This is a genomic window from Leifsonia sp. Ger2509, from assembly GCF_055231915.1.
On record NZ_JBUYVB010000003.1, the window covers coordinates 2,653,385 to 2,672,398 of the forward strand.

At 69.5% G+C, this 19,014-nt stretch carries 20 protein-coding genes; 6 read left to right on the forward strand and 14 right to left on the reverse strand.

Going from position 1 to position 19,014, the window contains the following annotated elements; translation table 11 throughout:
* Positions 1-31 precede the first annotated feature (31 nt).
* Positions 32-790 (reverse strand): HAD-IIA family hydrolase, encoded by a 759-nt coding sequence (locus ACV7NN_RS13070; RefSeq protein ID WP_463351291.1) that lies wholly within the window; start codon positions 788-790, stop codon positions 32-34.
* Positions 791-920: 130 nt separating this feature from the next.
* Here ACV7NN_RS13070 and ACV7NN_RS13075 point away from each other — a divergent pair, with 130 nt between their 5' ends.
* A complete protein-coding gene (locus ACV7NN_RS13075) occupies positions 921-1,562 on the forward strand; it encodes a TrmH family RNA methyltransferase (protein WP_463350008.1) in 642 nt (213 codons plus the stop codon).
* Between the two features lie 53 nt (positions 1,563-1,615).
* Here the strand turns inward: ACV7NN_RS13075 and ACV7NN_RS13080 are convergent, their stop codons facing one another.
* The 5 genes from ACV7NN_RS13080 to ACV7NN_RS13100 form a co-directional block, all read right to left on the reverse strand.
* A complete protein-coding gene (locus tag ACV7NN_RS13080; protein ID WP_463350009.1) occupies positions 1,616-2,032 on the reverse strand; it encodes a DUF3052 family protein in 417 nt (138 codons plus the stop codon).
* A 62-nt stretch (positions 2,033-2,094) separates the two neighbouring features.
* Entirely contained in the window at positions 2,095-2,982 is an 888-nt protein-coding gene (locus tag ACV7NN_RS13085) for a metallophosphoesterase (protein WP_463350010.1), read from the reverse strand.
* 77 nt (positions 2,983-3,059) lie between these two features.
* A complete protein-coding gene (locus ACV7NN_RS13090; RefSeq protein WP_463350011.1) occupies positions 3,060-4,913 on the reverse strand; it encodes a YhgE/Pip family protein in 1,854 nt (617 codons plus the stop codon).
* Complete coding sequence (locus tag ACV7NN_RS13095; protein WP_463350012.1) at positions 4,910-5,518, reverse strand: hypothetical protein; 609 nt, start codon at positions 5,516-5,518, stop codon at positions 4,910-4,912. Before ACV7NN_RS13095 ends, ACV7NN_RS13090 begins: the two co-directional genes overlap by 4 nt.
* On the reverse strand, positions 5,515-6,144 hold the full coding sequence (locus ACV7NN_RS13100) for a TetR/AcrR family transcriptional regulator (RefSeq protein ID WP_463350013.1): 630 nt from the start codon (positions 6,142-6,144) through the stop codon (positions 5,515-5,517). Before ACV7NN_RS13100 ends, ACV7NN_RS13095 begins: the two co-directional genes overlap by 4 nt.
* A 173-nt stretch (positions 6,145-6,317) precedes the next feature.
* Here ACV7NN_RS13100 and ACV7NN_RS13105 point away from each other — a divergent pair, with 173 nt between their 5' ends.
* Entirely contained in the window at positions 6,318-7,604 is a 1,287-nt protein-coding gene (locus ACV7NN_RS13105; RefSeq protein ID WP_463350014.1) for an adenylosuccinate synthase, read from the forward strand.
* Between the two features lie 7 nt (positions 7,605-7,611).
* Here the strand turns inward: ACV7NN_RS13105 and ACV7NN_RS13110 are convergent, their stop codons facing one another.
* Genes ACV7NN_RS13110 through ACV7NN_RS13120 form a run of 3 tightly spaced genes read right to left on the reverse strand, consistent with a single transcriptional unit; the run spans position 7,612 to position 9,776 of the window.
* Positions 7,612-8,901, reverse strand: a complete 1,290-nt coding sequence (locus tag ACV7NN_RS13110) for a GNAT family N-acetyltransferase (protein ID WP_463350015.1) — start codon at positions 8,899-8,901, stop codon at positions 7,612-7,614.
* 21 nt (positions 8,902-8,922) lie between these two features.
* A complete protein-coding gene (locus ACV7NN_RS13115; protein WP_463350016.1) occupies positions 8,923-9,360 on the reverse strand; it encodes a MarR family winged helix-turn-helix transcriptional regulator in 438 nt (145 codons plus the stop codon).
* Entirely contained in the window at positions 9,357-9,776 is a 420-nt protein-coding gene (locus ACV7NN_RS13120) for an SRPBCC family protein (RefSeq protein ID WP_463350017.1), read from the reverse strand. The genes ACV7NN_RS13115 and ACV7NN_RS13120 overlap by 4 nt, the downstream gene beginning before the upstream one ends.
* Before the next feature lie 109 nt (positions 9,777-9,885).
* On the opposite strand from ACV7NN_RS13120, the gene ACV7NN_RS13125 reads away from it, so the two are divergent.
* From ACV7NN_RS13125 to ACV7NN_RS13140, 4 genes are all read left to right on the forward strand, one after another.
* Positions 9,886-10,284, forward strand: a complete 399-nt coding sequence (locus ACV7NN_RS13125) for a chorismate mutase (protein WP_463350018.1) — start codon at positions 9,886-9,888, stop codon at positions 10,282-10,284.
* Positions 10,281-11,204, forward strand: a complete 924-nt coding sequence (locus ACV7NN_RS13130; RefSeq protein WP_463350019.1) for an SDR family NAD(P)-dependent oxidoreductase — start codon at positions 10,281-10,283, stop codon at positions 11,202-11,204. Before ACV7NN_RS13125 ends, ACV7NN_RS13130 begins: the two co-directional genes overlap by 4 nt.
* An 82-nt stretch (positions 11,205-11,286) precedes the next feature.
* Entirely contained in the window at positions 11,287-11,706 is a 420-nt protein-coding gene (locus ACV7NN_RS13135) for an organic hydroperoxide resistance protein (RefSeq protein ID WP_463350020.1), read from the forward strand.
* Between the two features lie 93 nt (positions 11,707-11,799).
* Complete coding sequence (locus ACV7NN_RS13140) at positions 11,800-12,858, forward strand: DMT family transporter (RefSeq protein ID WP_463350021.1); 1,059 nt, start codon at positions 11,800-11,802, stop codon at positions 12,856-12,858.
* An 8-nt stretch (positions 12,859-12,866) separates the two neighbouring features.
* Here the strand turns inward: ACV7NN_RS13140 and purL are convergent, their stop codons facing one another.
* The 5 genes from purL to ACV7NN_RS13165 all read right to left on the reverse strand — a co-directional run bounded on the left by purL (position 12,867) and on the right by ACV7NN_RS13165 (position 18,888).
* Positions 12,867-15,224: a phosphoribosylformylglycinamidine synthase subunit PurL gene (gene purL / locus ACV7NN_RS13145; protein ID WP_463350022.1), complete on the reverse strand. Its 2,358-nt coding sequence runs from the start codon at positions 15,222-15,224 to the stop codon at positions 12,867-12,869.
* A 415-nt stretch (positions 15,225-15,639) separates the two neighbouring features.
* Positions 15,640-16,338 (reverse strand): phosphoribosylformylglycinamidine synthase subunit PurQ, encoded by a 699-nt coding sequence (gene purQ / locus ACV7NN_RS13150; protein WP_463350023.1) that lies wholly within the window; start codon positions 16,336-16,338, stop codon positions 15,640-15,642.
* Positions 16,338-16,595 carry a phosphoribosylformylglycinamidine synthase subunit PurS gene (purS, locus tag ACV7NN_RS13155; RefSeq protein ID WP_463350024.1) on the reverse strand — a complete coding sequence of 86 codons (258 nt, stop codon included), beginning with the start codon at positions 16,593-16,595 and terminating at the stop codon, positions 16,338-16,340. The genes purQ and purS overlap by 1 nt, the downstream gene beginning before the upstream one ends.
* Before the next feature lie 41 nt (positions 16,596-16,636).
* On the reverse strand, positions 16,637-17,611 hold the full coding sequence (locus ACV7NN_RS13160) for a PaaX family transcriptional regulator (RefSeq protein WP_463350025.1): 975 nt from the start codon (positions 17,609-17,611) through the stop codon (positions 16,637-16,639).
* Positions 17,608-18,888, reverse strand: a complete 1,281-nt coding sequence (locus ACV7NN_RS13165; protein WP_463351292.1) for a kynureninase — start codon at positions 18,886-18,888, stop codon at positions 17,608-17,610. Before ACV7NN_RS13165 ends, ACV7NN_RS13160 begins: the two co-directional genes overlap by 4 nt.
* Between the last annotated feature and the right edge of the window lie 126 nt (positions 18,889-19,014).

The window sequence follows — 19,014 nt, forward strand, 5'->3', positions numbered from 1 at the left end:
TCGACGAGTCGAGCCGGAGAGGGCTGAGCGGCTACAGGTCGGATTCGACGGGCGCCGCTGCGACGAGCTCCTCGACGCCGGACACGATCTCGTCGGGCCGGAAGGGATAGCGGTCCACCTCGGCCTGGTCGCTGATCCCGGTCAGCACCAAGATCGTGTGCAGTCCGGCCTCGATGCCCGCGACGATGTCCGTATCCATGCGGTCGCCCACCATCGCCGTGTTCTCGGAGTGCGCGCCGATGCGGTTCATGGCAGACCGGAACATCATCGGGTTCGGCTTGCCCACCACGTACGGCTCGCGCCCCGTCGCCTTGGTGATCAGGGCGGCGACCGCGCCCGTCGCCGGCAGCGGCCCTTCGGCGCTCGGGCCGGTCGCATCCGGGTTCGTCGCTATGAAGCGTGCACCGCTGCCGATGAGGCGGATCGCCTTGGTGATCGCCTCGAAGGAGTAGTTGCGGGTCTCGCCGACGACGACGTAGTCGGGGTCCACATCGGTCATGATGAAGCCGGCTTCGTGCAGGGCGGTCGTGATGCCGGCCTCGCCGATCACGAAGGCGCTGCCGCCGGGCATCTGCGACTTCAGGAAGTCGGCCGTCGCGAGGGCGGAGGTCCAGATCGACTCCTCAGGCACGTCCAGTCCGGATGCGCGGAGCCGGGCCGCGAGATCGCGTGGCGTGAAGATCGAGTTGTTGGTGAGCACCAGGAACGGCGTGCCCTGGTCTCGCCACTGCTGGATCAGCTTCTGCGCGCCCGGGAGCGCGTTGTTCTCATGGACGAGCACGCCGTCCATGTCGGTCAGCCAGCATTCGATCTCGTTGCGTCGCGACACGCACACCCCTTTCGACCGTCCCAATCTATCGGGCGCCGCGGGTCGGAATCGTTTCGGGGAGGTTCCAATGCGGTACCAGTAACCTGAACGAGTGGAATCCGAGCACGCAGCCAATCCGACCGCGGAGCTCAGCACGCACGGCGTCGGACCCTGGCAGGGCGACCTGCCCGACGAGCCGTTCTACGATCCCGACCTGCTGGCCCACGGCGACACTCGTAACGTCATCGACCGCTACCGCTACTGGCGCATGGAAGCGATCGTCGCCGACCTCGACGAGCACCGGCATCCGTTCCACGTCGCGATCGAGAACTGGCAGCACGACATGAACATCGGCTCGATCGTGCGCAGCGCGAACGCCTTCGGGGCGGACACGGTGCACATCATCGGGCGGCGCCGTTGGAACAAACGCGGGGCCATGGTCACCGACCGCTACCAGCACGTCGTCCACCACGACGACGTCGCCGGCTTCGTGGCCTGGGCGCGCGCATCCGCCCTCCCCATCATCGCGATCGACAATGTGCCCGGTTCCGTCATCATCGAGACGTTCGCGTTCCCGCGCGCGTGCGTCCTGCTGTTCGGGCAGGAGGGGCCGGGGCTGTCGGATGCCGCGATCGCCGCATCCGATTCGGTTGTCGAAATCAGCCAGTTCGGCTCCACGCGTTCGATCAATGCGTCGGCAGCGGCGGCGGTCGCCATGCACAGCTGGGTCACCCAGCACGTCGACTTCGGCTGAGCGCGCGAGCGAGCGCACATCCGTCGACCCGGGCATCCGCCCAACCACCGCCCTCAGCGTGCGCGGTGGTCGACCCGCCAGACCAGCTTCAGCGCCGACCAGTCCTCGTCGACCGCGGCGACCTTGACGTCGACCAGGCCCGCGCGTTCGAGCGCCGCGTTCCGGATCGCCGTGTCGCCGAGGTCACTGACGTGACCGGCGGCCTTCCGCGGCCACGCGATCCAGAGGCCGCCGGCAGGGAAGACCCGGTCGGCCAGGTCGTCGAGCTCTGCGACATAGTCGGCGAACGTGCGGTAGAACGCGAGCGCCAGGTCGACCGGGCCGTCGTCGGCGCCGTCGCCGGCCACCCATTCGACGCCGTCGGGCGGATCCGGGATGCGCCATCCGGTATCGGCATGCACCAGCAGCACCCGGGACTCCGGCTTCACGCCGAGCTTCTTCCAGAGCGGAGTCCCCGAGTAGCCGGCCATGGCACCACGCTAGTGCCCACCCGGGCGCCCGAACGCGGTCGAGCACAGGAGAATCGGGCGAATCAGCCGTCCAATAAGCCCGGTTCTCCTGTGCTCGGCGCGTTCGCGGCCTGCGGACCGGCGGCGTCCGCGATGCGCGCGACAGCGGCCGCGTCGAGGTCGTAGACGATGTCGCCGTCGTGGGGGCCCGGCGCGGCGACGAACATGACGCGCGGTTCGCCGTCGCCGACGAGCTCGATGTAGGCGAAGCCGGAGCCGATGGCTGCCCGTTCCGTGCCCGGCGCGGCCAGGGGGTCGGCCGTGTTCGCGACCGCCGGCGCGACGACGACGGGGATGCCTTCGGCGGAGCCGACCAGGGGATGGTGGTAGTGGCCCGCGAGGATGAGCCGGACATCCCCGGTCGCGCACACGTCGAGGAGGTCGGCAGGATTCTGCAGCTCGAGCGCGCCGAGCAGGGTGGTCTGGGCGGGCACCGGCGGATGGTGCAGAACGACGATCGCGCCGCGCTCCGACGGCGTCTCGAGCGCTACGCGAAGGGCGTCGAGCTGCGCTTCGTCGAGGTTTCCGTATCCGGCGTCGGGCACCGTGCTGTCGATCGCAGCGATCCGGAAGCCCTTGACGTCGCGCGCGGACGTGCGTGCGCCGAGCACCTCTTCGAAGCCGTCGCGCAGATCGTGGTTGCCCATCGCGTAGACCACGACCGCGCCGCGCCGGGTGGCCCAGGGTTCGAGCATGCCCGCCAGGATGCGGTACGACTCCGGCGAGCCGTCGTCGGACAGGTCTCCGGATGCGATCACCACGTCGACCGCGTCGAGCTCGCTCGCGCGTTCGAGGGTGCGGGCGAGCGCCGCGGTGGTGTCGACGATCCCGTAGTGCAGCCTGCCGTCGCCGTAGAGGTGCGTGTCGGCGAGGTGCAGGATGCTCAGGGTGCGTTCAGCGGGCGTTCTCACCTTGCCACCTTATGCGTCGCCGCCGACGAACTCCGCCCAAGCACCGGGCCGGCCGTGCGGCGCGGCGCCGGCCGCCGCTACCCGATCAGGCTGGGGCGCAGGTCGCGCAGGGTCCGGAAGTGGGTCATCCGTGTCACACCGATCGCAGCGACGACCAGCGCGATCAGGGCCCACAGGCCGAGCACGCCGGCGTCCGCCCAGGCCGTCGCCGGGTTGCCCCCGTACATGAGCTGGCGGATGCCGTCGACCGCGTACGACATCGGCAGCACGTGGTGCAGCGCGGCGAGCGGGGCGGGCAGCGTCTGCCAGGGGAACGTGCCGCCGGCGGTGACGAGCTGCAGCACCATCAGCACGAGGCCGAGGAACTGCCCGACGCTGCCGAGCCAGACGTTGAGCGCGAGGATGATCGCCGCGAACGTGAGCGAGGCTGTCGCCATCATCGCGAACATCCCCCACGGATTCGCGATCGGGAAGTGGAGCGCCGCAGCGACGACCGCGAAGAGCCCGATCATCTGGATTCCGCCGAGCAGCCCGGGCGTCAACCAGCCGGCCAGCGTCACCTTGATCGGCGAGTGGAGGGCGGTGATCGCGCGGCGGGACACCGGCTTGACGATCAGGAACAGTGCGTAGATGCCGATCCACGCGGCAAGGGCCACGAAGAACGGAGCGAGGCCGGCGCCATACGTGCCCGCCGAGGTGATCGACGTGTTCGCGAGGTGAACAGGGTCTGCGATGGTCGCCGCCTGCTTCTTCTGCAGTTCGGCGGAGTTGTCCGGGATCCGGGCCACGCCATCGCTGAGGCCGTCGTGCAGTGTCACCGTTCCCGCGTGCAGCGTTTCCAGGCCGGAGGTCAGCGAGGACGCACCGGATGCCGCCTGCTGCGCGCCCGACGCCAGGTGAGACGCACCCGCCGCACTCTGGTCCGCGCCGGACGCCACCTGCGCGCTCCCAGCCGCGACCTGGTTCGCTCCCGCGGACAGCTGGTCGACCTGCCCGACGAGGGTCTGCACCTGCTCGTTGCCCGCCGTGACCTTCGCGCCCAGAGGATCGAGCGCTGCAAGGGCGGCATCGATCTGCGCTTGGGTGGCGCCTGCCGCCGTCAGTCGGTCGATGATCGCCTGGCGGGCCTGCGGAACCGCACCGGCGACCTGGTCGGCGACGGCTCCGGCCTGGTCGGCCTTCGCGGCGAGTTCCGCGTTGCCGGCAGCGACCTTCTGCGCGCCGTCCGCAACCTGGTTCGCCCCCGCCGCGACCTGGGATGTCCCGTCGGCGAGCTGGCTCGCCCCGGTGGAGAGCTTCGCCGTCCCCGCAGCGAGAGCGGATGCGCCCGCCTGCGCTCTCGCGCTTCCGTCGACGAGCCGACTCGCGCCGTCCGTCGCCGTGACGAGGTTCGAGCGGATGGTCGCGAGCCCCATCAGGAACTGTTTCGCCGCCTGCTCGTTGACCTTCTTCACGATCGAGACACGGATCTTCTCGGCGGCCTGCTGCCCGATCGTGGACGCGAGGTAGCTGTTGGTGTCGTTCGTCGTCAGGGTCACGGTCGCCTGGCGCGGGGCGCTGCCCGAGGCAGAGGCGAGCGCCTCGGAGAAGTCGCCCGGGAAGGTGACGCTGAAGTCGTACTTCGAGTCGTCGACGCCAGAGGCCGCAGCGTCCTTCGTCACGACATGCCAGTCGAACGAGTTGTCCGCGACGAGCTCGTCGGCGACCTCGGCGCCGTAGTGCACCGTCGTGCCGTTCACCCTCGTTCCGGTGTCGTCGACGACGATCGCGGCCGGGATCTGGTTCAGGCGCGCGTACGGGTCCTGGTTGGCCCAGAGGTAGAGGCCGCCGTAGAGGATGGGCACGGCGACCAGGGCGATCAGCGCGACGATGGACATCGGGTTCGCGGTGAGGCGGCGGAACTCCGCCGCGATCATCTGGGGGATCTTCATGCGATGGCTCCAGCGGGCACGTTCGCGATCGCGGCGGCGGATGCGTCGCCGGCCACCACGAGCACCGCGAGGTCGCGCTCGGCAAGGTCCTGCGCCAGCTCCCACCACTCGATCGGGTCGCCGCCGTGACGGTCGGGCGATGTGATCACCAGCCCCATGACGCCTTCGCGCATGATTGCGAGTTCGGCCAGCAGCCCGATCCGCACAGTGGGCGGCACGGTGCCGATCGCCGACCGTGCCCATTCGGTCGCGTGCAGTTCGGCGATGGTCCGGCTGACCGCGATCGGATTGGACGGCAGCCCGGCGAACATCAGCTCCTCGGCGACGACGCCCGAGACGGTGACGTCTGCGGCAGGCTCGCACACCGAGGGAGCGTCGATCAATGCGATGCGCTTGCGCATCTCGGAGTAGTCGGTGGCGCCGTCGATGGTGACCGTCCCCGCATCCGGGCGCATCCGCCCCGACGCGATCAGCCCCAGGACGGTCGGCCGCTGCTCCGTCTCGGCTCGTGCGAGGGTCACCTGACCGGTACGGAAGGTGATGGATGTCGGCGGCAGCACAGCATTCTTGGCGCCCTTCACGACGCCGTCGAGGACGATCTTCATGAGTGTTCCTCTAATGCAGGTGTCGAGCGGATGAGGTCGCCGGCTTCGCGCCAGCCGACCCCTGCGGCGCCCAGCCCGTTCAGCATCACCAGGCGGCGGCCTTCTGAATCCGTCATCCCGCTGCGGGCGGCCTCGTCGAGCACGGCGATGGCCGCAGCCTCGATCAGCCGGGCGAGCGTCGCCGCTTCGATGTCGTCGCGCAGGGTGCCGTCGGCGATCCCGCGTTCGACGGTCGCCAGCAGCTTCTGCCGCGCCGGTTCGAGTGCTTCGGCGACGCGTGCCCGGTGCGGGCCGCGCACGGCGAGCTGTGCGGCGACGCGGACGTGCTCGACCTCGGCCCAGAGGGTCGCGCCATACAGGGCGATCTCGACCCGGGCATCGGGGTGGCTGAGCGGGAGGACGGACGAACCGATGCGCGCGGCCCCTCGTGTGAAGGTCTCGACCAGCAGGTCGTCGCGGGTGGCGAAGTGGCCGTAGATCGCGCGGCGGCTGAGGCCGGCGCGGGCGGCGATCGTCTCGAGGGAGGCGTCGATGTCGTCATTGAGGGCGGCTGCGGCGGCGAGGATGATCGACTCGCGGTTCTCGGCGGCGTCGCGCCGTGGGGCGCGGGGGTGGGGGCTGCTCATTGCACCCATCGTACTATCTTGCACAGCGTTGTGCAAGATAGAGTGACTCGCTCGGCTCCCTCTTCGACCGCCACGATAGGATCGAGTGTGACGGGAACCGGCCCGACAGCGCCGTGCGCGAGGCTGGCCGGAAGTCCTCCACGCGATCCAACAGCCATCGAGAGGACTGAACAGTGCCCGCGATCGTGATCATCGGCGCCCAGTGGGGCGATGAAGGCAAAGGCAAGGCGACCGACCTCCTCGGCAGCCGAATCGACTATGTGGTCAAGTTCAACGGCGGCAACAACGCCGGCCACACGGTCGTCATCGGCGACGAGAAGTACGCGCTGCACCTGCTGCCCTCCGGCATCCTGACCGAGGGTGTCACGCCGGTGATCGCCAACGGTGTCGTCGTCGACATCGAGGTGCTGTTCGAAGAACTGGATGCGCTCATCGCGCGGGGCGTCGACGTCTCCCGCCTGCGCGTGAGTTCCAACGCCCACGTCATCACCCAGTACCACCGCACCATCGACAAGGTGACCGAGCGCTTCCTCGGCAAACGCCAGATCGGCACGACCGGTCGCGGAATCGGCCCGACCTACGCCGACAAGATCAACCGGGTCGGCATCCGCATCCAGGACCTGTTCGACGAGAACATCCTGCGCCAGAAGGTCGAGGGCGCACTCGACCAGAAGAACCACCTGCTGGTCAAGGTCTACAACCGGCGCGCGATCACTGTGGACGAGGTCGTCGCCGACCTGCTCTCGTATGCCGAGCGGCTGCGTCCCATGGTGGCGGACACAGGGCTGCTGCTGCACCAGGCACTCGACGCGGGCAAGCATGTACTGTTCGAGGGCGGCCAGGCGACCATGCTCGACGTCGACCACGGCACGTATCCGTTCGTGACCTCATCCAACTCGACGTCCGGCGGCGCCGCGACCGGCTCCGGCATCGGGCCGAATCGCATCGACCGCGTGATCGCCGTCGTCAAGGCGTACACGACGCGGGTCGGCGCAGGCCCGTTCCCGACCGAGTTGTTCGACGAGTCCGGCGAGTGGCTGCGCGAGCGCGGCTTCGAGTTCGGCACGACGACAGGCCGTCCGCGCCGCACCGGCTGGTACGACGCGCCGATCGCCCGGTACTCGGCGCGCATCAACGGAGTCACCGACTTCGTGCTCACCAAGCTCGACACGCTGACCGGTCTCGAGCGCATCCCGGTCGCCGTCGCCTACGACGTCGATGGTGTGCGGCACGACGAGGTTCCGGCCTCGCAGAGCGACTTCCACCACGCGGTGCCGATCTACCAGGAGTTCCCCGGCTGGTCCGAAGACATCTCCGGCGTGCGGGAGTTCGCCGACCTGCCGCAGAACGCGCAGGACTACGTGCTCGCGCTCGAAGCCATGAGCGGTGCGCGCATCTCAGCGATCGGTGTCGGGCCGGGCCGCGACGCGATCGTCGTCCGCCACGACCTCGTCGACTAGCGGGCTCCTAGAACCACATGCTCAGGCGCGGCGGCACGGCTGTGCGGAAAAGCCGGTCGAGCCGCGCCGCATCGCCGGAGACCCGTCCCGCCAGGGCAAGCGGTCGCGCCAGACCGTGGCCCAGGTAGACCGACCCGAGTGAACTCACGGGCATCGTGACGTCCGGTTCTGCATCGGTCGCCTCGACCGTGGCCTCGCCGCCCGTGACGCGCATCCGATAGCGACCGTCGGCGAAGCCGAGGTCGTCCGTGACCTCGAGGACGAGCTCGCCGTCGTTCTCGTAGCGGCGCGCGCCCAGCGCCGCGGGCACGTCGAGGACGCGCACCCACAGGTGATCCTGCGCGCCGACCAGTGCTGCGCCCCGGATGTCCGACACGAGGAGCGGAAGCGGCTCGTCGACGCCGCGGGTGTGGATGTGCACCTCGGACACCAGGTCGAGCTCGAGCAGGAACCGCCAGAGGGCGGCGAGGGCCTCGTCGGTGGCGGCCGCCAGGTAGGTCACGTCGACGGTGTGGCGGGTGAAGTCCTCCGAGTCCTTCACGACGTAGCTCACGAAGCCTTCCGGCTCGCCGGCGGGGGAGTCGTAGCGCACGAGCCGGTACTTCGCCGCATCCGGGTTGCCCTTCGACGGCCCGATCAGCCGGTCGGCGAGGTGCGGCGTCGCGGCGATCTCGCCTGCGCGACCGGCCATGACCGTAGCGAGGACGGCGCGGCCGGTCTCCTGGTACGGCTCCGGCTCGGTGAAGGAGAGGCGGCCTGTGGTCGCGGGACCGGCCCAGTTCACGCGCTTCGTGTCGACGCGCCACTCGGTCGCCCAGGTCGCAGGGCCGAAGCCCCACCGCCCGTAGATCACCGACTCCGAGACGGTGAGGATGGCGAGCGGCACGCCGAGCGCGCTGGCAGTGCGCAGCTCTCCGCCGAGCAGGGCGCGCGCAATGCCGCGGCGGCGGTGCGTCGGGGCCACGGTCACCGAGCTGATCGCCCAGCTGTCGACGGTGGCGCCGCCGGGGACGGTGAGCGGTGCGACCCACGAGTTGACCGTGCCGACCGGCGCGGCCGCAGCAGGGATGGTGTCGTCGTAGACGGCCGTCGTGCGGCGGTCGCTCATGTATTCGCGGGCCTCTGCGAGCGCATCCTCGGCCAGCCGTCCACCGAGGAAGCCGCGGAAGTCGGCGAGGAGCCATTCGTCGAACGCCGCCTGGTCGGAGGTGTCGACGAGCGACATCCGCAGGCCGGCATCCGCCACAGCGCGAGCCGATTCGTCGTCGATGGGCTGGGTCAGGAAGGTCTCGGTCACCACTCCACCGTATCGGGAGCTTCAGCGCGCGGCGAGGGTCTGCAGCAGGACGACCAGCCCGAGGGGTCGGTTCAGCGCGGGCGCGAAGAACGCCTCGTCGGCAGCCTCGACGGCGGCGATCGCGCGCGCGGCGACGGCGGCGCCGTCGGTCGTGACCGCGAGGACCTTGGCCCGTGCGTCACCCGGGTCGCGGGTGCGTTCGAGGAGTCCTTTGGCGATCAATCGGCCGACGACCTCGGAGGTCATCCGCGCATCCGAACCCGTGTACTCCGAGAGCCGGGACTGCTTCGGCCGCTCGCCCTGGCCGTTCAGCCACCAGGTGGAGGCGAGGATGACGAACTGCACGTGGGTGAGGTCGAGGGGCGACAGCGCGGCGGCCATCGCCCGCTGCCAGCGCAGGGTGGTGTGCCAGAGGAGAAAGCCCGGGCTGGTGGCCGGGCCTTCAGGGAAGCGGGTCACGCGCGCTGCCGTGCCTGCTCGAACAGCGCATCCATCGACTCCGGAAAGTCGGCGCTGATCTGCGGGCCGAGTTCGGGTCCGATCTCGTCGGCGCCCTCGCCGTCGATCTCGAGGCGGTGCGTGACCCTGGTGCCGTTTCCGATCGGGACGAGGGTGTGGCGGAAGGTGAGCACGAGCGTGCCGAACTCGGTGCGGTCGGCGTAGGTCTCGTTCTCGACCAAGTCGATGATCGTCGACGGGAACGGATCCTGCCCGACGGGGGTGACCGTCAGTTCGGTGCCGACCGCGAAGGGTCCGTGGAGTTCGAAGCTGTCGGCGCCCTCATAGGTGAGTGCGCCGGTGTGGAGGTCCCTGAGGGCCGCCCAGACGGTCTCGCGATCGAGTGCCGTCTCGGCGGTGTGTTCGCTTGTCCACATGATCGGTGCCTTTCTGTCCGTTGTTTCCGGAATTGCTCTATGCGTAGATAATCTACGCGTAGACGAAAGGATGCGCAACCCCCGATATCGAACGCGTTAGGGTCGGTCTATGGCCCCGAACGACACCCCCGCCGCCGAGCTGGACGCCTCCAGCGCCGCTGCCGCCGACCCCGCGGCCGGTTCCGGCGCAGCTGCGGCCGACGACGCCGTGTACGCACAGCTGCACAGCATCCGCGAGAGCATCGACAACATCGACGCCGCCGTGGTCCACATGCTCGCCGAACGCTTCAAGTTCACGCAGCAGGTCGGCCGGCTCAAGGCGGCCCACGGCCTGCCGCCGGCAGACCCGGACCGCGAGCGCGAACAGATCCAGCGGCTCAGGGCGCTCGCTGAGGAGAGCCACCTCGACCCGGCGTTCGCCGAGAAGTTCCTCAACTTCATCGTCGCTGAGGTCATCCACCACCACGAGCGCATCGCGGGCTCCGCCGCCGACAACCGCACATCGTGACCTGGTCCGTCGACTCGCTTCCCGATCAGGCCGGCACGACCGTCGTCGTGACCGGTGCGAACAGCGGGATCGGCTACTTCACCAGCGAGCAGCTCGCCTCGGCCGGCGCGCACGTCGTGCTCGCGTGCCGCAATCGGGAACGCGGGCGTGCGGCGCTCGCCGCCATCCGCCGACGGGTGCCGGGCGCGAGTGTGGAACTCCTCGACCTCGACCTCACCGACCCGGAGTCGATCGGTGCTGCGGCAGATGTCCTCGCGGCGCGTGGCCGGATCGACGTGCTGGTCGAGAACGCCGGGATGGTGCATCCGCCCGCCAAACGGGAGACGGATGCGCGCGGCAACGAACTCGTGCTCTCCACGAACGTGCTCGGACACTTCGCGCTCACGGCCCGGCTCTACCCGACGCTCGCTGCGACGCACGGCGCGCGCGTCGTGATGCTCGGCAGCATGGCCAGCCGACTCTCGACCTTCCGCATCGACGACCTGCAGCTGGTTCGCGGATACAGCGGATGGCGTGCCTACGCGCAGTCGAAGATCGCGGTGCAGGCATTCGGCTTCGAATTCGATCGCCGACTGCGCCTCGCGCGGAGCGGCGTCGCCAGCATCGTCGCGCATCCGGGCTATTCGACCAGCGGTCGCACGCCGGGCATCCGGGGCGTGAACGAGCCGACGCGCATGACGCGCTTCGTCGACAACCTGCAGGCGGCGGCCACCCAGGGGAAGGACCGCGGGGCGTGGCCGATCGTGCGCGCTGCGACCGACCCGGATGCGCGGGGCGGCGACTACTGGGGCCCCCGCGCGCTGACGCGGGGTGCGCCCACCCGGCAGCGGCCCACGTCCACGAGCAGCGATCCCCGGGTGGGGGCGCGCCTGTGGTCGCGGCTTGAGGAGTTCAGCGGCGTGCCATTCGACGTGAGCTGACCGGCCGAGAGGGTCTCCCCCTACACCATCGCCGCGGGCGGGTGCCCAGCGCTCGTTCAGGCGGCAGGTATGGGCTGAGCCTATGGACATCGCATACACAGCCATCGCACACGCATCGGGCGGAGGCCGCGACGGCCACGTCCGAAGTGAGGACGATCTGCTCGACTTCGACACCCGGCCGCCGCGTGAGCTCGGCGGATCTGGCGAAGGCACCAACCCCGAACAGCTCTTCGCGGCCGGGTTCGCTGCGTGCTTCTTGAGTGCAATCCATGCGGTCGGCCGGCGCGAGAAGCTCGACACCCGGGATGCGGGAGTGTCCGCCAGCGTCGGCATCGGGGACAACGGCGCCGGAGGCTACGGGCTTACGGTCGAACTGGATGTGTACGTGCCGAATGTCGGCCGGGCCCAGGCGGAAGAACTGGCCGATGCGGCCCACGTCGTCTGCCCGTATTCGAACGCGACGCGCGGCAACGTTCCGGTGCGGATCGCGATCGTCGACTGAGGGCGAGGCCGCCCCTCCCGGCGCCCGTGGCTGTCTGCACGCTGTGTCCGATTTCCGCGGGCGCATGTCGCGGGGTACCGGTAACGTCGAAGCGTGAAGGTTGCCATCCAGTTCGTCGCCATGGGTCTCATCTGGGGCGCCAGCTTCCTGTTCATGAAGGTGGGCCTCCAAGGGGTGAGTTTCGGGCAGGTCGTCTGGGCGCGTCTCGTGTTCGGTGCGATCACGCTCGGGATCATCGCGCTGGCGACCCGCAGCCGCCTGCCCCGGGAGCCGATCGTCTGGCTGCATTTCCTCGTGGTGGCGATCACCTATTGCGTCGTCCCTTACCTCCTCTTCGCCTGGGCGGAGCAGTACGTGTCATCCAGCCTGGCAAGCATCTACAACGCGGTCACGCCGATCACGACCGCAATCCTCGCGACGCTGGCTTTCCGCGTGGAGCGGCTGAATCGCGACCAGGTGCTCGGCGTGGCTGTGGGGATCGTCGGTGTTGTGATCGTGGTCGGGCCGTGGCAGGTCGCCGCGCTGACGGGCAGCATCTGGGGCCAGCTCGCATGTCTCGGGGCCGTGACGTGTTACGGCTTCAGCTTCGGATACATCCGGCGCTTCATCAGCCATCGCGATATGCCCGCCACGACGGTCGCCGTGATGAACATCGGCGTGGCGGCGGTGATCATGGTCGCGTTGACTCCGCTGGTCGCGTGGCAGCCGATCACATTCAGCTGGCCGGTGCTGCTGAGTCTTCTCGCCTTGGGCGCGCTCGGCACGGGCGTGGTCTACATCTGGAACATGAACGTGTTGCGGGCGTGGGGGCCGACCGCGACCTCGGGGGTGACGTATGTGACTCCGGTGGTCGGTGTCGCGCTGGGCATCCTCGTGTTGCAGGAGTCGCTGAGTTGGAACGAGCCGGTGGGTGCGGTGGTGGTGCTGCTCGGCATCCTGCTCACGCAGCAGCGGGTGCGGGTGCTGACGCGGCGCGCGGCCGCCGCGCCGGCTGAGGCGACTGCGTCAGGGTCGACCGCCGAGACGACTGCGACGGCCACCCCGACCGGGTCGAGCGTCGAGACGGCGACTGCGACAGCCACAGCGTCGACCGCCGATGCGCCGGCGACGCGGGCGACCGCGCCGGTCGAGTCAGTGAACCAGCCCGAGTAGCAGCCAGCTCAGCTGTCGGTCTTGGCGAGGTAGCCTGCGCCGGGCTTGGCGGAGACAACGGGTCCGAAGTATTCGGGCAGCGTCGCCTTGTGTGTGCTGGCCAGTTCTTCGAGGCCGACGGTGAAGTGGTCCTGGATTTCCAGGACCGGCTGGGTTCCGACCTCGGCATCGGTCACGCCGATACGGAGCACCGGGTAGCCACGACCTTCGCACAGCCCGCGGAACTTGACGTCGTCTTCGCGGGGAACGGATACGAGCACGCGCCCGGTCGATTCGCTGAAGAGTGCCGTCGTCGCATCGACGCCGTCGCGGTCCATGATCTCGGTGAGCCACACGCGGGCCCCGACGCCGAACCGCAGCACGCATTCCGCGAGCGCCTGCGCGAGGCCGCCGTCTGCGAGGTCGTGCGCGGATGCGATGAGGCTTTCGAGGGAACCGGCGCGCAGCAACTCGCCCAGTTCGCGTTCACGCGCCAGGTCGACGGTCGGCGGCAGTCCGCCGAGGTGCCCATGGATGGTCCCGGCCCAGGCGGAGCCGTCGAGCTCTTCGCGCGTGACGCCGAGGAGGTAGATGTTGTCGCCCTCGTCCTGCCATCCGCTGGGGATGCGGCGGGCCACGTCGTCGATCACTCCGAGGACGCCGACGACCGGCGTCGGGAAGATCGGGGTTGATCCGGTCTGGTTGTAGAAGGAGACGTTGCCGCCGGTGACCGGGATTTCGAGTTCCAGGCACGCGTCGGAGAGTCCTTCGACGGTCTGGGAGAACTGCCACATCACTTCGGGGTTCTCTGGGCTGCCGAAGTTGAGGCAGTCCGTAACCGCGGAGGGCACCGCACCGGATGCGGACACGTTGCGATATGCCTCCGCGAGTGCGAGCCGGGCACCCTGCTTCGGGTCGAGCTGGCAGTAGCGACCGTTCGCATCCGTCGCAATGGCGAAGCCGAGTCCACTCGACTCGTCGACACGGATCATACCTGCATCGTCGGGGAAGGCGAGGGCCGTGTTGCCGCCGACGAAGTAGTCGTACTGGTCGGTGATCCAGCCCTTGTCGGCGAGGTTGGCGCTACCGAGGAGGGCGAGGAACTGTTCGCGCAGGATCTCCGGATCGGCCGACCGAGGAAGCCGGGATGCGCTGTCCGCCTGGAGAGCGTCGATCCACGTCGGGTAGGCGACGGGACGGTCGTAGACCGGTCCATCCACCGCGACCGTGCGCGGCTCGACGTTGACGATCTCTTCGCCGTGCCAGTTGATCACGAGCCGGCCCGTGTCGGTGACCTCGCCGAGGACACTGGTCTCCACATCCCATTTCGCCGTGACCGCGAGGAAGGCGTCGAGAAGCTCCGGCTTCACGACGGCCATCATGCGCTCCTGGCTCTCGGACATCAGGATCTCTTCGGCCGTCAGGTTCGGGTCCCGCAGCAGCACCTTGTCGAGTTCGACGAACATGCCGCCGTCGCCGTTCGAGGCCAGCTCGGAGGTCGCACAGGAGATTCCGGCAGCGCCGAGGTCCTGGATGCCTTCGACGAGCTTGTCGCGGAAGAGTTCGAGGCAGCACTCGATGAGCACCTTCTCGGCGAACGGGTCGCCGACCTGCACGGCAGGACGCTTCGTCGGGCCGCCGGCAGAGAAAGTGTCCGATGCGAGGATGGACGCGCCACCGATGCCGTCGCCGCCGGTGCGGGCGCCGAACAGCACGACCTTGTTGCCGAGTCCGGACGCGTTGGCGAGGTGCAGGTCTTCGTGACGCAGGACTCCAACGGAGAGCGCGTTGACGAGCGGATTGCCCTGGTACACCGCGTCGAAGTAGGTCTCGCCACCGATGTTGGGGAGGCCGAGGCAGTTGCCGTAGAACGATATGCCGGAGACGACACCGTGCACGACACGGGCCGTGTCCGCCTCTTCGATGGCACCGAAGCGCAGCTGGTCCATGACCGCTACCGGTCGCGCGCCCATCGAGATGATGTCGCGGACGATGCCGCCGACGCCGGTGGCCGCGCCCTGGAAAGGTTCGATGTAGCTGGGGTGGTTGTGCGACTCGACTTTGAATGTGACCGCCCAGCCCTCGCCGACATCGACCACTCCCGCGTTCTCGCCCATGCCGACCATGAGGTTCTTCTTCATGGCGGGGGTGACCTTCTGCCCGAACTGGCGCAGGTAGATCTTGGACGACTTGTAGGAGCAGTGCTCGCTCCACATCACCGAGTACATCGCGAGTTCGCCGCTCGTCGGGCGCCGGCCGAGGATCTCGCGGATGCGCGTGTACTCGTCGTCCTTCAGGCCGAGTGCAGCGTAAGGCTGCTCGCGTTCAGGGGTCTCGGTGGCGTTCGCGACGGTGTCGACGACGGATGCAGTGGAAAGGTCGGTCACGGGAGGGAGTCTCCAAGAAGTCGCTGGGTGCCGGGCAGTCCCAGTCTACCGGCGGGGCGAGGTCCCTCGGCCCGTTGTCCACAGGGCCCTGGACGGTCGGGCCGCGCTCGCGGGAGGGGCGCGGCTCCGCCGCACGTCTTGTGAACGAGCGCCCACGTTGGAACGTGTGCGCTCGTGCGGAACGTGTGCGCTCGTGCGGAACGTATGCGGTGGCGGTGTTAGCCGCGCGGGCCCGCCTTCGTCGTGCCGAGCGCGGGCTCGCGCCAAGAGATTCCGCCGCGAATGCGCCTGCGCGCTGCGAGGGAGCGGCGCGGCTCTGCCGCACGCCTTGTGAACGAGCGCCCACGTTGGAACGTGTGCCCTCGCGGAGAACGTGTGCGGGGGCGGTGGGCACCGCACCACAGCGCGACCGCGCTTACGCCTCGACGAGCGTGCTGCGGATGACCGACGTGAAGAAGGTGAGGCCGTCGACGCCGGAGCGCATCGCGGCCGACGTGTCGGGGCCGAAGCCGGGTTCGACGGCGTGCTCGGGGTGCGGCATGAGGCCGACGACGTTGCCGCGCTCGTTGCGGACGCCCGCGATGTCGTTCAGCGAACCGTTGGGGTTGACGCCCTGGTAGCGAAAGACGACGAGGCCTTCGCCCTCGAGGCGCGCCAGCTCGTCGGCGGGCGCGATGAAGCCGCCTTCGCCGTTCTTGAGGGGGATGACGATCTCCTGGCCCTGATCGAACCCGCTGGTCCAGGGCGTCGCGGTGTTCTCGACGCGCAGGTGCTGGTCGCGCCGGATGAAGTTGCCGTGGTCGTTGCGGATGAGCCCGCCCGAGACGAGGTGCGCTTCGGCGAGCATCTGGAAACCGTTGCAGATGCCGAGCACGGGCAGGCCCTTGCCCGCCGCGTCGATGACCTCGGTCATGATCGGCGAAAGGCTCGCGATCGCACCGCAGCGCAGATAGTCGCCGTAGCTGAAACCGCCCGGCAGCACGAGAGCGTCGACACCCTGTAGGTCGTGGTCGCCGTGCCAGAGTGCGACGGGCTCGGCGCCGGCGAGGCGGATGGCGCGCAGGGCATCGCGGTCGTCGAGCGACCCCGGGAAGGTGACGACGCCGATGCGCATCAGGCGTCAGCCTCGCCGTAGTGGATGCCGACCACGTCTTCGATCACCGAGTTCGACAGGATGTCGGTCGCGATCTCTTCGACGGCCGCCTTCGTCGCGTCGTCGATCGGCCCGTCGACCGTGAGCTCGAAACGCTTGCCGAGCCGGACGCCCGTGAACGGGCCTTTGCCGATGCGCGCGAGTGCGCCCGCGACGGCCTTGCCCTGCGGGTCGAGCAGCTCGGCCTTGGGCATGACTTCTACAACGATGGTGGGCACGGGCACTCTCCGCTCGGCAGCTGGGTGGGGATGGGTCGATTCTATCGGGGGATCGCGGGGGTGCGTGCCGGTTGTCCACACCCTGTGACCTGACGCGCGAATGCGAGGGCGTCATCCGCGTACCGTTCGTGGATGACGGCGAACAGCTCGCGGCTCGCACGTCCGGGCCACCCGGGCGGCAGTGCCGTCGGCGGCAGCCCGGGATCGAGGTAGGGGATGACGCGCCACTGGTCGAGCGCTCCGACCCAGGTGGCGAACGCCGCGCGATCTGCAACCGCGACCCCGGTCGCCGCGGCCGCGTAGCGGTCGAGGAAGCTTTGGTGGAGCATCCGCACCCGCTCCAGGTCCCACCACCGGCCCGCGAGTTCGGCGAGCGGGCGGTCCGGGTCGGGTCGCGCCCCCGTGAACACCGTCACTTCTCCGGCGAGCCCGAGGTCGTCGAGGATGTCACGCACGTCGTCTGCCACGCGTTCCGGCCCGATCCACAGCGCGTCGCTCACGGTACCGCACCCGATCCAGTCGAGCCGCCGCCGCAGCTGGTGCCTGCGGTCGCGGTGCCGCTCGGGGATCGAGAACGAGACCAGGCACCAGCCGGTGTCGGCGGATGCGGGCGGCTCGAAGATCCGCGCATCCCCCTTCTCGAGCATCGGCACGGCCTCCGGCCGGAGGACATAGCCGGCGACGCCATCGCGCGGTTCGCGCGCGAGAACACCGCGCCCAGCCAGGCGGGTGAGCGTGGAGCGCGCGGTCGAGGAGGGGATGCCCAGGGCGCCGAGCATCGTGACGGCGCCGGAGGTGGGCATCCAGCCGCCGAGCTGGCGCAGGGTGCTTCCGACGATCGTCCGCAGCAACGACATCGAGCCGCCCGGCCGCGAGTCGAAATCGTCGAGCACGGCAGGCCCGGCCCCGGCAGAAGCGCGCCCGGCCCCGGCCCCGGCCCCGACCACGGCGCGCCCGGCCCCGGCCCCAGCCGCCCCGGCCACGGCGCCCCCGGCCCCGACCGCGGAGAGCGTCATCCCAGCCCCGACCGCTCCAGCAGCTCTGCGCGCAGCGTGTCCCGCACCGCAGCCATCCCGCGATACGTCTCCTCGAAGCTGGTGCTGAGCGGCGACAGCCCGATGCGAAGGCCGCCCGGGTCGCGATAGTCGGGGATGACATCCTGTTCCCAGAGCCTCGCCGTGACCTCGCGCATAGCCGGATGGCTCAGCGTGACGTGGCCTCCGCGCATCGCGGCCTCACGCGGGCTGGCCACGGTGACGCCGAGCGGAGCGAGCCAGTCGTCGGCGAGGGCGATCGCGAACTCGGTGAGTGCGACCGACTTGTCGCGCACCGCCTGGATGCCGCATTGCTCGATCATCGCGATCGTGTCCTGCATGGCGAGCATCCCGACGATCGCCGGCGTTCCGCTGAGGAAACGGCGGATGCCGTAGGCGGCCTGGTAGCGCGGTCCCATCGTGAAGACCTCCTGCGTTCCCATCCAGCCCTGGATCGGCTGCGCCAGGGCATCCTGCAGTTCCGCCCGCACATAGCCGAACGCGGGCGATCCCGGGCCGCCGTTGAGGTACTTGTACGTGCATCCAGCCGCAAGGTCGACGCCCCAGGCGTCCAGCTCAACCGGCACCGACCCCGCCGAATGGCACAGGTCCCAGAGCACCAGCGCGCCTGCGTCGTGGGCGATCTTCGTGATCGCGGGGACATCGGCGATGAACGCGGACCGGTAGGAGACGTGGCTGAGCAGCACGAGCGACGTCTGCGGGCCGACGACCGCCGCGACCTGTCCGGGCGTGACCCCGCCGGTCGGGTCGGCCTCGATCCAGCGCACGGTGAGCCCGCGTTCTTTGGCGATGCCTTCGAGCACATACCGGTCGGTCGGGAAGTTGTCCGTGTCGACGACGATCTCCGTGCGGAACGGTCCGTCGCTGCGGAGGGCCGCCTGCGAGTCGATCGCCGCCCGGGCGAGCTTGTACAGCGTCACCGTGGTCGAGTCGCCGATGAAGGTCTGGCCGGGGGCCGCACCGATGGCCGTGCGCCCGATCGCGTCGCCGATCGTGAACGGCAACTCCATCCATTCCTCGTCCCACCCCCGGATGAGCCGTCCGCCCCACGCCTCGGCGAGGAATTTCGGGATGCGCTCCAGGCTGGCGCGGGTCGGCCGCCCGAGCGAGTTGCCGTCGAAGTACGCGACGACGGTGCCGGCATCGGCGAGGCCCGCACCTCCGTCACCGGCATCCGAGTCCTGGGGGATGCCGTGGAACTGACGGCGGAAGTGCGCGAGTCCGTCGCTGCGGTCCATCCGTCGCGCGTAGCCGAGGTGGGCGTCGACGCTGCCCGTCGCGGAAGCGGACGGCCCGGCGCGGTCGGGTCTGGGTTCGGTCATGTGCGGTTCCTCCTGGGTGCGGGTGCTGCGGGTGGGCGCTGG